Raw genomic sequence first — 10658 nt, forward strand, 5'->3', positions numbered from 1 at the left:
TGCCAGACGTGCCGATGAATATCCCCAATATCCTAACAGTCCTGCGCGTCGCGCTGATTCCCATCTTCATCCTGCTGTTCTATCTGCCGTATCACTGGAGCTACCTGGCGGCCAGCAGTGTATTCGCCGTCGCCGCCGCGACCGACTGGCTGGATGGCTACCTGGCCCGCCGCCTGGAGCAAAGCACCCCTTTCGGTGCCTTCCTCGATCCTGTGGCAGACAAGCTCATGGTAGCGGTAGCCTTGGTACTGCTGGTGGAGGCCCATGCCAATCTTTGGCTTACCTTGCCCGCTGCGGTCATCATCGGTCGTGAGATCGTGGTATCGGCCTTGCGCGAATGGATGGCCGAGCTCGGCGCTCGGGCGCAGGTGGCGGTGTCGAGCCTGGGCAAATGGAAAACAGCGGCGCAGATGGTCGCCTTGATCATCTTGCTGGGCAATCCCCCACAACTGACCTTCATCGTCTTGGTGGGCTATGCCTTGCTGCTGATCGCCGCGGCGTTGACGCTTTGGTCCATGGTCAATTATCTGCGGGCGGCACTGCCCCATCTGAGCACCGATGTAAAAAAATAAAACTATTTTTGAATCAAAGGCTTGACGGGCTCGGTTGATGAGATAGAATGGCGCCCGTCAACACGACGCGGGAATAGCTCAGTTGGTAGAGCACGACCTTGCCAAGGTCGGGGTCGCGAGTTCGAGTCTCGTTTCCCGCTCCAGTTTTAACGCAGGGCAGTTCGCTGCCATGTGTTTTGAGGCCGAGTAGCAAAGTGGTTATGCTGCGGATTGCAAATCCGCCTACGCCGGTTCGATTCCGACCTCGGCCTCCATCCTTGAAAGCCCCGTAGATCAATGGTCTGCGGGGTTTTTCTTTTGTGTTCGAATTTCATTGGCAGCGTGTTTTGCCAGGGCATCAAGCCCCCATACCACATCTTCATGACGCGGGCTGGGCAAGGGGCTTCATGGAAAGCCGCCAGCGCTGTCATCGACCAGCCAATCAGGCAACGAGCCCGAATTTAATGACACCAGTCATTCCGACCTTTTCCTCTCCTTGCTAGGTTGCCGCTATCGGCACAATCGCCTGCACCTGGAGGGAATGATTCCATGGAATTCAACAACAAGGAAAAACTGCTGGTTACCTTGCTGACCGATATCTACGCACACCTGAAGGTGGTCGGTGCGCTGGACCCATTCCTGGTACAAAGGGCCGTGAGCAGCGATCAAGGCTGGGCACTGGAGTGGAAATACCCGGAGCTGTTCCCGCCAAGCGGAGCGGGCTCCGAAGACCTTGCCTATGTCATGCGGGTGCTGTCCATGTGGGAGCGGATCGAACTGTCCTATGAGGCCTTGGACCTGGAAGAGCAAGTGGCACTGGCAAGAGAGGTTGGTCTTACTGCCGCCAAGCCGGTTTTCCCAGGCTTCGGCAAGGAGCGGGAGGGCAGGCTGCAGGTCATTGCCCGCCTGCTGGTCAATGACCTGCAGCGTTGGCCGATGTTCTCGGGGCGCTTGCGCAGCACGCGCCAGTCAACAGCGCAAGGCTACGATCACATGTTGGCTGCGCTGCAAGGGCTGCCTTGTGGTGAGTTCGACAGCGGGCAACTGTCGTGGCCCGACCTGAGCACACTGCTCAAAGCCTGGCGGCAGGCTGGCGTGGAATGATGCCTGGCTGGCATGTGCTGGAGAGGCAACCCATCGCTTCATGGTCGGTCGTGGTGAGGCATGGCAACGAAGCTGGGCCGACCGTCATGTGGCAATTTGTAATTGGCGTTGAGCAAAGTGCCGAGCGTGCGGTCACAGTCATCATGACGACACTTTCTTCTGCTCCATCCCGCTCTGAGCCCGTGGCCTTGATCGTAGAGGACGACGATGTGCTGCGCGAGCTGCTGACGGAAGTGATCCATGACATGGGCTGGGTGGTCTACACCGCTGGAACCGCCGATGCCGGCCTGTTGGCCTTCAATGATCATCATGAACTGGACCTGGTCATTACCGACGTGATCACCCCCGGATCCTTGAACGGATGGGACCTGGCGACTGCGGTCTACGCCGCACGGCCTGAACTCCCCGTGATCATCACCAGTGGTTATTGCCGGCAGTTCGACCAGGCTTTGCCACCCAGCGCCTGCTTCCTGAAAAAGCCCTGGTCACTCAGTGTCCTCTGCAGCATGATCGAACAAAGGGCAGGCTTCCAGAGCGGGGGCAGTCATATCGGCCTGACCTGAGCGAATGGTGGCTCGGCCGGAGCGTGCCGGTCTTGCCGTTCAGGCGCCTTAGCCAGACGCTCGATCAGAGGCGTCATGACCTGTGATCGGAAATACCCGCAAAGGGGCTTGGGAACCCTTGCCGCGTAGTTCATTGATGGCGTGCAGTAGTACCACATAAAGCAGCCCTGGGTTCTGGTACTGCCTGGGCTGTAATGAGCGTTCGGCCTTGGCTGGAATCAATGGGTCGACAAGGGTGAGCAACATGTCTTCGCCGCGCATTTCGACATGATGCTTCAGCGGTGGATCTAGTTGAGCAAGCAGGGTTTTCAACGAATCCATGGCAAGTTTCCAAGTCGTTACAAAACCATCGACCCATGCCTCAGAGTCGCGGTTCAACCGAGTATGAATCTATTGGACGGTGCGAAGCGCCTTGGCGAGCATTTCTGTGCTTAGCCGTCCCGGATCTGGGTTGAAAACAAAAGGCTGACAGTAGAAGGGAGGCAGCGTAAGCGGTCAGCCAGAGGGCCAACGCGGGGTAGATGGTGCCCGAACCCGGGGTCGAACCGGGACGCCCAGGGGGCGAGGGATTTTAAGTCCCTTGCGTCTACCAATTTCGCCATTCGGGCGGTAGCGCGGTGTCGCGTGTCTGCGCCATAAGCCCTTGAACACAAAGCACTATCGACGACGGCTGAGAATATATACAGCTCGGCCGCCGGAGGCAAGGGAAAACCCTGGCAGGCCAGGCGCCTGGCCACCGACGCCGGCAGATGTCGGCAGAGGCCATCGAATCGCACTGAACCTGCCCTGGGCGTGGGAGTCGCATCTACATTGACTCACATACGGGAGCGTTTCATGAAACAGTACCCAATGCCGCCTTTCCCCAAGCAACCGCAGCCAGTGCCTGGTAGCCAGGCGAAGATGGATCCCGTCCCGGACTGTGGGGAAACTTCCTATAAAGGCTCAGGCCGCCTGGCGGGCAAGGTAGCCTTGATTACGGGGGCCGATAGTGGCATCGGGCGCGCGGTAGCTATCGCCTATGCGCGCGAAGGGGCTGACCTGGTACTCGGCTATTTGAACGAGCATGAAGACGCCCAGGATACCGCTCGCCTGGTCAAGGAAGCAGGTCGTGAATGCCTGCTCGTTCCTGGTGACCTGGCTCAGCGCGAGACCTGTCTGGATCTGGTCAGGCAGACGGTCGACCGCTTCGGTCGCATCGATGTACTGGTCAACAACGCCGCTTTCCAGATGACTCATCAGAGCCTCGAGGAGATCCCGGACGAGGAGTGGGTGCATACGTTCAACGTCAATATCACCGCCATGTTCCGCATCTGCCAGGCCGCGGTGCCGTATATGCCGGCGGGCGGCTCTATCATCAATACTTCGTCGGTTAACTCTGACAACCCCACGCCGCAGCTCCTTGCCTACGCCTCCACCAAGGGCGCCATCGCCAACTTCAGCGCAGGGCTGGCCCAGATGCTCGGGCCGAAGAATATCCGCGTCAACAGTGTCGCGCCGGGGCCCATCTGGACGCCATTGATCGTGGCCACCATGCCGGAAGACCAAGCCAGCCAGTTCGGCTCCCAGACACCACTGGGACGTCCCGGCCAGCCGGTGGAGGTGGCGCCTATCTACGTCATGCTGGGTTCGGATGAGTCCAGCTATATCTCTGGCACCCGTTTCGGGGTTACCGGAGGCAAGCCGATCCTGTAGGGAGGCATCATGTCGGCAGTACTCAGCTTTGGCATCAACACCGATGGCCGTGATTTTGTCGTCGGTGACGTACATGGATGTTTCGATCGCCTGCAGGCGCTGCTGAGCAAGGTCGACTTCGATACCCGAAATGACCGTCTGTTCTGTGTAGGCGACCTTATCGACCATGGGCCCTTGTCCCACGAGGTGCTCGATTGGCTGGCCGAGCCCTGGATGTTCTCGGTGCGCGGTAACCATGAGCAGCGCCTGGTGGAAGCCTTCGCGCAGGACGAAGCTCAATGGTGGCGCTTGAGCGAGCACTTTGCCTGGCTGTTGGGCCGACCGGTGTACGAGCAGTTCGAGTTCGTCCTGCAACTGTCTAGCCTTCCCCTGGCCATCGAGGTGTCCACGGCCCGGGGAATAGCCGCCGTGGTGCACTCGGGATGCGCGGGACTCCAGTGGTGGGACTTCAGGGAAGCCTTGCGTCGAGGTGAGCCTGCGGCGGTCAAGACAGCGGTCTACCAGCGAGTCCAGCGGCCCACCGAACCCATTCTCGGGCTCGAGGCGTTGATGGTGGGGCATACTCCTGGCAAACGGGTCCGGCAGGCAGGCAATGTTTGGTATCTGGATACTGCTGCGGTGAAGGGCGGCCAGCTCAGCGCAGCCTGCCTCGCCGATGGGGCGGTATATAGCGTGCGTGGTAGGCACTGAGCGTCAAGACAGCTCTCGAAAGTCCACATCGCTCAGGCCGCAACCTTCGGCCCGGCGGCGTAGAGCCTGGGTATCGCCACCGAGCGCGGTGACACCGTACAGCTGAACCGCGCCGCAATGAAGCGAAGCGTAATACCAGGCGTCGGCTTTGGTCATGCGGGAGTCCGCCTGGGTGAAGGCTCGGGTCTGGCCCTTGTATCGGTAACGAATCATATACTGCTTACGGCGTTCCATTGCTGTGCCTCTTCCTTGTCCGGCATAGGGTCCCTGGTCGGATCCAACGATTCCCATCGCGGACAAGTCTAGCCTTGCCGTCAGCATGGCGCCAGGTATGCCCAAGGAACACGCTCTGGCGCAGGCGTCGAAGCCGCGTTCATTTCTTTCTATTAATGGAAATGCATCCCAAGGCTCTGCTGGTTTCTGTACAAGTCTGTTAAGGTATTGTCCAATTATTAGCGTTACCCCGGAGCCTGCAGTGACCATACGTGAATCGGACGAGGCCCTTGCCGCTGCGATCGAGCAATGCGCGCGCGAGCCTATTCAGATTCCAGGGAGTATCCAGCCCCATGGCTTCCTGCTTGCGCTGGACCCTGACAACCTCGCCATTCTTCAAGCCAGCGAGAACGTCGATCACTGGCTGGGGCTCGACGCGCCCAGTCTGATAGGCCAGGCCCTGAGTGCCTTGGTGGCGGATCCTGACCACCTGGTGCAGCGGCTCCGCGACACTCCCACCGACGACCCGCATCCGTTCCATCTTGGAGATGTACGGTTCGTCAGCCCTGGAGCCAAGGGCGCCTACGCGATACTGCTGCACCGCTGGGATTCGGTGCTGATTGCCGAGTTCGAGCCGGCCACCGATGTGGTCGCGGTCTACGGGCGGCTGTATCCCTTGGTGCGCGCCTTCGTTACCGAGCTTCAGGATATTCAGGGGGTAGAGGCGCTTTGCCGGCGCGCCGTGGCTGAGGTAAAGCGCCTGACCGGCTTCGGTCGCGTCAAGGCGTACCGTTTCGACGCCGCGGGCAATGGCCTGGTTCTGGCAGAAGAAGCCGATCCGGGTTATCCCAGCTACCTTGGCATGTGCTTCCCCGCCAGCGATATTCCACCCCAGGCGCGGGCGCTCTATTGCGCCAATCGCATCCGGCTGATCCAGGATGCCAACTACCGGCCGGCCCGTCTGGTGCCTTTGGATAACCCGAAAACCCAGCGTGCGCTGGACCTCAGCCATTGCGCGCTGCGCAGCGTGTCGCCGGTACATCTGCAATACATGCGCAACATGGGCACCCTGGCTTCCATGTCCGTTTCCATCGTAGTGCGCGGTCGGCTCTGGGGGCTGGTGTCCTGCCATAATGCCGAGCCCCGTCCGTTGGGCTTCCAGGTGCGTACCGCCTGCGAGCTATTGGGCAGCGTACTGTCGCTACAGATCGAGGCTCGCGAAGCCCACGGCGATACCCAGCGGCTGCTTGGCCTGCGCCAGCACGTGGTGCGCCTGCTGTCCGCCATGGCGGATTGGGACAGCGTGGCGGACGGCCTGCTTTCCGTACCCGAGATCTTCCTCGGCTTCGCCGACGCCGGGGGCGCCAGCATCGTCAGCGAAGGCCGCTGCGAGTCAGTCGGGCACACGCCCCCCGCGCAGGTTGTCGAGGCCCTGGTGCAATGGCTAGGGCGCGCGGAGGGCGGTGACGTCTTCCACACTGACAATGTCGGTCGGGACGTACCTGCCCACTGTGGGCTCGCCGCCCACGCCGCCGGAGTGCTGGCGGTCGCCATCTCGAAGCTGCATAACCACTACCTGCTCTGGTTCCGCCCGGAGCACGCGCATACCATCGACTGGGCGGGGCGCCCAGAAAAAAACGTTGCGGCCGAAGGTACACTGCATCCGCGCAATAGCTTCGATAAATGGCGCGAGGAAATCCGCGGATTTTCAAAACCCTGGGACGGCCTGGTGGTGGATGCGGTGGAGGAGTTGCGCAACGCGGTACTGGGCATCGTGCTGCGCAAGGCCGAAGAAATGGCCGCGCTGGCGGGTGAGCTGACAAAGTCCAACAAGGAGTTGGAAGCCTTCTCTTATAGCGTCTCGCATGACCTGCGCGCCCCGTTGCGTCATATCGCCGGCTATGCCGAGCTGCTGACCGACTTCGACGGCGACAAGCTATCGGACCGTGGCATGCGCTTTTTGGAACACATCGCCGATTCGGCCCGTTTCGCCGGCACGTTGGTAGACAACCTGCTGAGCTTCTCGCAGATGGGCCGTTCCGCGCTCCGACACTCGGACGTGAACCTCAACGCTCTGGTCGAGGCGATCCAGGAAGAAATGACTCCCGATTACGAGGGTCGGGAGGTCCAGTGGAAGGTCGCGCGCCTGCCAGTGGTCATCGGCGATGCCGCGTTCCTGCATCTGGCGCTGCGCAACCTGCTTTCCAATGCGCTCAAGTACAGCCGCGAGCGCGCGCCTGCGGTGATCGAGGTCGGGGCCTACCATGACGACCCGCTCGCCCAGACCGTGGTGTTCGTCAAGGATAACGGCGTAGGGTTCGACATGTCCTATGCCTCCAAGCTGTTCGGTGTGTTCCAACGACTGCACCGCATGGAAGAATTCGAGGGTACCGGTATTGGCCTGGCCAGTGTGCGGCGCATCATCGAGCGTCACAAGGGACGTGTCTGGGCGGAAAGTGTGATCGGAGAGGGCGCCACCTTCTATTTTTCGCTTCCCGATCAACAATGACTTGCGTTCCTGACCCTTATTGAGGTTTCCATGCTTAAGCCTATCCTTCTGGTGGAAGATAATCCCCGGGACCTGGAACTGACCCTGGTCGCGCTGGAAAGAAGCCAGTTGGCCAACGAAGTCATTGTCATGCGCGACGGTGCCGAGGCCCTGGACTATCTCCTGCGTAAAGGCGCCTATGCCAACCGCAGCGAAGGTAACCCGGCCGTGCTCTTGCTGGACCTGAAACTGCCGAAGGTCGATGGCCTCGAGGTGCTCAAGGCGGTGCGTGGGGATGAAAACCTGCGCAGCATCCCGACGGTCATGCTGACATCGTCCCGGGAGCAACCGGATTTGCAACAGGCCTACGAATTGGGCGTAAACGCGTATGTGGTCAAGCCAGTTGAATTCAAGGAGTTCGTGTCCGCGATCTCCGACCTGGGCCTTTTCTGGGCCGTGCTCAATGAGCCACCGCCCGGGTCGCTGCGCCTGAAGCGTCGTACTGCCCACTGACCCGCCGTCCGCCCCCTCGAGAGCCCTGCCGTGCCCCATACCGCGCCACTCAAGTTGTTGCTGATCGAAGACAGCAGCCGCGACGCCGAACTGACGCTTTTCGCGCTGGAACGCAGCGGATTGCGGTTCGAAGCCCAAGTGGCGCATCACCACAGCATGGTAGCAAACATGCTGCGGGGCGAGACCTTCGACTTGATTCTCAGCGATGTGGTATTGCCCGGCTCATCAGGGGAGCAAGTCCTGGCCATTGCGAGACAGTTAGCGCCAAAAACGCCCTTTATCTTCATTTCCGGCGTGTTCGGTGAGGAACATGCCGTCAAGATGATGCGCCAGGGCGCCACGGACTATGTACTCAAGCAGAGCCTGCCGCTGCTGCCCGCCGCAGTCAAGCGAGCCTTGGCCGAGGTACATGAACGACGCCAGCGTGAGCTGGCCGAGCAAAACCTGCATGAAGCCGAGTCGCGCGCGCGCATTGCCATCGAGGCCGCGCGCATGGGCACCTGGGAGCTCAACCCGGTAACCGGCGTGCTGAGCTGGGATGAACGCATGCGGGTGATGTATGAATTGCCGGCTGATGCAGTAGTGGACCTGAACCTGTTCTACTCCACCATCCACCCTGAAGACCTTTCATCCGTCCGGGATCGCGTCGAAGCTGCCCTGGCTGCGGGTACAGACCATTCCTACCAGGTGCAATACCGGGTGCGCTTGCCCAGCGGCTCGGAGCGTTGGTTCGCCAGTAGTGGCCGCTCCAGTTTCGCCGGGGGGCGCTGTGTGCGTTTCAGTGGGGTGCTGCAGGATATCACCGAGCAGAAGGAAACCACCGAGGCCCTGGAGCGGCTGAACGACCTGCTTGGGGACCGCGTGCAAAAGCGAACCCGCGAGCGCGATCGTACCTGGGAGTTGTCCCGGGAGTTGTTGGGGGTGCTGCATTTCGACATGTCGCCCGCCGCCCTCAACCCGGCCTGGGAGAGCACCCTCGGTTGGCCACGCTCGAAGCTGACCGGGATGCAACTGTGGAGCCTGGTGCATCCCGATGACCTGATCTCGACCCAGCGGGAGGTAGAGAACGTGGCGGTGGGCATCGTCTCCAGTCGCTTCGTCAACCGCATGCGTCATGCTGACGGCGAGTACCGCTGGCTGTCGTGGACCATAGTCCCGGATGAAGGAATGATGTACGCGGTGGCCCGGGATATCACCAGCGAGCGCGCTGTGCTCGACGAGCTGGCGGCGACCAATGAGCGCTTGCGCGAGCAGATCCGCGAGCGGGAACGGATCGAGGCCGCCCTGCAGCAGATGCAGCGCCTGGAGGCCGTGGGCCAGCTCACCGCTGGTGTCGCCCATGACTTCAACAACCTGCTGACGGTGATCCTGGCCAGCGCGAACTTCCTGATCCGCGACCTGGCCAAGGGCAATTTCGCCCGTTTCGGCAGCCGCCTGCACAGTATCCAGGAAGCCGCGGAGCGGGGCGCCCGCCTGACCGGTCAGCTGCTGGCCTTCTCCCGTCGTCAGCGCCTTGAACCGGCACCGGTCAGTCTGAACGATACGGTGTCGGGCATGCTTGACTTGCTCCAGCGTACCCTGGGCGGAAGCATCTGGATCGAAACCGAGAAGGACCCGGCGCTGTGGAATGCCTTGGTCGACGCTACCCAGACCGAGATGATCATTCTCAACCTGGCGATCAACGCCCGGGATGCCATGCCGGACGGCGGCACCTTGCGCCTGACCACCGCCAACGAAACCGTTACCGCCCGGCCAAGTCGGCCGGAAGACCCGGAGCCGGGTGACTACGTAGTGCTCACTATCCGCGATTCCGGTTCCGGCATGCCCGCAGAGGTCCTGGCCAAGGCATTCGAACCTTTCTTCACCACCAAGGAAGTGGGTAAGGGGTCCGGGTTGGGCCTGGCCCAGGTATTCGGCTTTGCCAAACAGTCAGGCGGGGGCGTAGCCATTGAAACGGCGGTGGGGGAAGGCACTGCGGTGAAGGTTTACTTGCCAGGGGTACGTGCGCCCAGCCTGCCAATAGCCGAGCGCGTGTCCGACGACGGCCTGCCACCTCCCGATGGCCTGCGTCACCGTGTACTGCTGGTAGACGACGATCCGAACGTGCGTCAGGTGACCGCGCTGCTACTCGATGCCTTGGGTTATGAGGTAACGGAGGCTGACGGCGCGAACCAGGCCCTGCAACGACTGGACGATAGCATCGACCTGCTGCTAACCGATTTCGCAATGCCAGGCGCCAACGGCGCTGAATTGGCTCGAGAGGCCCGTCGCCGTTTCGCTCGGTTGCCGGTGGTGTTCATTACCGGTTATGCCCAGGTCGGTGGCCTGGATGAGGGCCAGTTCCCTATCGTGCAGAAACCCTTCCGTGAGGAAGAGCTGGCGCTCAAGCTTCGCCATGCCTTGGCTGCGCCCGTTCCGTCGGACTCGCCCACCTGAACCATCCTGGCGATTTCAAGGTCTGTAAGGAAACACAACCAGACCCAAAGTCATAGGGGGCTTGCATGGGACACGAACACGAAGATTGGGTGCCCGCTGATCATTCGCCTCTGGAGCATCTCGAGACCCTGAAAAATGGGACTCATATCCAGGTCACTGTCCGGCAGCTAGGGCCGGACCGCTATGAAAGCCGCATCGTCGTCACTGATGGCAATGGAACCGTGCTCAAGAGCCCGCCTCCCAAGCTTCGGGAACAGGATCCGGGGCCAGCGGCTGATGTGCTCAAGTTCGCCGTGGACGAAGCCAAGCGCATCGCCGGCGGCCTGGCCGGCGCTCCGCTGGACGACCATAACCAGGCAACGCCCATCTGACCAAGAGCCACGCCGGCTGCCTGAACAGGGACAGCCG

The 10658-nt window shown here is 61.2% G+C and carries 11 protein-coding genes and 3 tRNA genes; 11 read left to right on the forward strand and 3 right to left on the reverse strand.

Going from position 1 to position 10658, the window contains the following annotated elements; genetic code table 11:
- Positions 1 to 14: 14 nt before the first annotated feature.
- The 5 genes from pgsA to BN1188_RS18485 all read left to right on the forward strand — a co-directional run bounded on the left by pgsA (position 15) and on the right by BN1188_RS18485 (position 2218).
- Positions 15 to 572 carry a CDP-diacylglycerol--glycerol-3-phosphate 3-phosphatidyltransferase gene (gene pgsA, locus BN1188_RS18465; RefSeq protein ID WP_040262959.1) on the forward strand — a complete coding sequence of 186 codons (558 nt, stop codon included), beginning with the start codon at positions 15 to 17 and terminating at the stop codon, positions 570 to 572.
- A gap of 67 nt (positions 573 to 639) precedes the next feature.
- Positions 640 to 715, forward strand: a tRNA-Gly gene (locus BN1188_RS18470).
- A gap of 37 nt (positions 716 to 752) precedes the next feature.
- Positions 753 to 826 (forward strand) — tRNA-Cys (locus tag BN1188_RS18475).
- A 274-nt stretch (positions 827 to 1100) separates the two neighbouring features.
- A complete protein-coding gene (locus BN1188_RS18480) occupies positions 1101 to 1655 on the forward strand; it encodes a YfbU family protein (RefSeq protein ID WP_040262960.1) in 555 nt (184 codons plus the stop codon).
- 143 nt (positions 1656 to 1798) lie between these two features.
- Complete coding sequence (locus tag BN1188_RS18485) at positions 1799 to 2218, forward strand: response regulator (RefSeq protein WP_157395823.1); 420 nt, start codon at positions 1799 to 1801, stop codon at positions 2216 to 2218.
- Positions 2219 to 2266: 48 nt separating this feature from the next.
- Here BN1188_RS18485 and BN1188_RS18490 read toward each other — a convergent pair whose 3' ends face one another.
- Positions 2267 to 2539, reverse strand: coding sequence for a hypothetical protein (locus BN1188_RS18490; RefSeq protein ID WP_040262962.1), 273 nt, complete (start codon positions 2537 to 2539; stop codon positions 2267 to 2269).
- 201 nt (positions 2540 to 2740) lie between these two features.
- Positions 2741 to 2826, reverse strand: a tRNA-Leu gene (locus tag BN1188_RS18495).
- A 226-nt stretch (positions 2827 to 3052) separates the two neighbouring features.
- On the opposite strand from BN1188_RS18495, the gene BN1188_RS18500 reads away from it, so the two are divergent.
- Both BN1188_RS18500 and BN1188_RS18505 read left to right on the forward strand, forming a co-directional pair.
- On the forward strand, positions 3053 to 3910 hold the full coding sequence (locus BN1188_RS18500) for a glucose 1-dehydrogenase (protein WP_040262964.1): 858 nt from the start codon (positions 3053 to 3055) through the stop codon (positions 3908 to 3910).
- A gap of 9 nt (positions 3911 to 3919) precedes the next feature.
- Positions 3920 to 4600 carry a metallophosphoesterase gene (locus tag BN1188_RS18505; RefSeq protein WP_040262966.1) on the forward strand — a complete coding sequence of 227 codons (681 nt, stop codon included), beginning with the start codon at positions 3920 to 3922 and terminating at the stop codon, positions 4598 to 4600.
- 3 nt (positions 4601 to 4603) lie between these two features.
- Here BN1188_RS18505 and BN1188_RS18510 read toward each other — a convergent pair whose 3' ends face one another.
- Entirely contained in the window at positions 4604 to 4834 is a 231-nt protein-coding gene (locus tag BN1188_RS18510) for a DUF6555 family protein (RefSeq protein WP_040262968.1), read from the reverse strand.
- Between the two features lie 247 nt (positions 4835 to 5081).
- Here BN1188_RS18510 and BN1188_RS18515 point away from each other — a divergent pair, with 247 nt between their 5' ends.
- The 4 genes from BN1188_RS18515 to BN1188_RS18530 all read left to right on the forward strand — a co-directional run bounded on the left by BN1188_RS18515 (position 5082) and on the right by BN1188_RS18530 (position 10621).
- Positions 5082 to 7322 (forward strand): ATP-binding protein, encoded by a 2241-nt coding sequence (locus BN1188_RS18515; RefSeq protein ID WP_040264245.1) that lies wholly within the window; start codon positions 5082 to 5084, stop codon positions 7320 to 7322.
- Between the two features lie 30 nt (positions 7323 to 7352).
- Entirely contained in the window at positions 7353 to 7814 is a 462-nt protein-coding gene (locus tag BN1188_RS18520) for a response regulator (RefSeq protein ID WP_040262970.1), read from the forward strand.
- 30 nt (positions 7815 to 7844) lie between these two features.
- Positions 7845 to 10250, forward strand: a complete 2406-nt coding sequence (locus BN1188_RS18525; RefSeq protein WP_040262972.1) for a hybrid sensor histidine kinase/response regulator — start codon at positions 7845 to 7847, stop codon at positions 10248 to 10250.
- Positions 10251 to 10315: 65 nt separating this feature from the next.
- Positions 10316 to 10621: a hypothetical protein gene (locus BN1188_RS18530; protein WP_040262974.1), complete on the forward strand. Its 306-nt coding sequence runs from the start codon at positions 10316 to 10318 to the stop codon at positions 10619 to 10621.
- Positions 10622 to 10658 lie beyond the last annotated feature (37 nt).

Origin of the sequence: Pseudomonas massiliensis, assembly GCF_000826105.1 — a bacterium.
In the GTDB taxonomy this organism is placed as follows: domain Bacteria; phylum Pseudomonadota; class Gammaproteobacteria; order Pseudomonadales; family Pseudomonadaceae; genus Aquipseudomonas; species Aquipseudomonas massiliensis.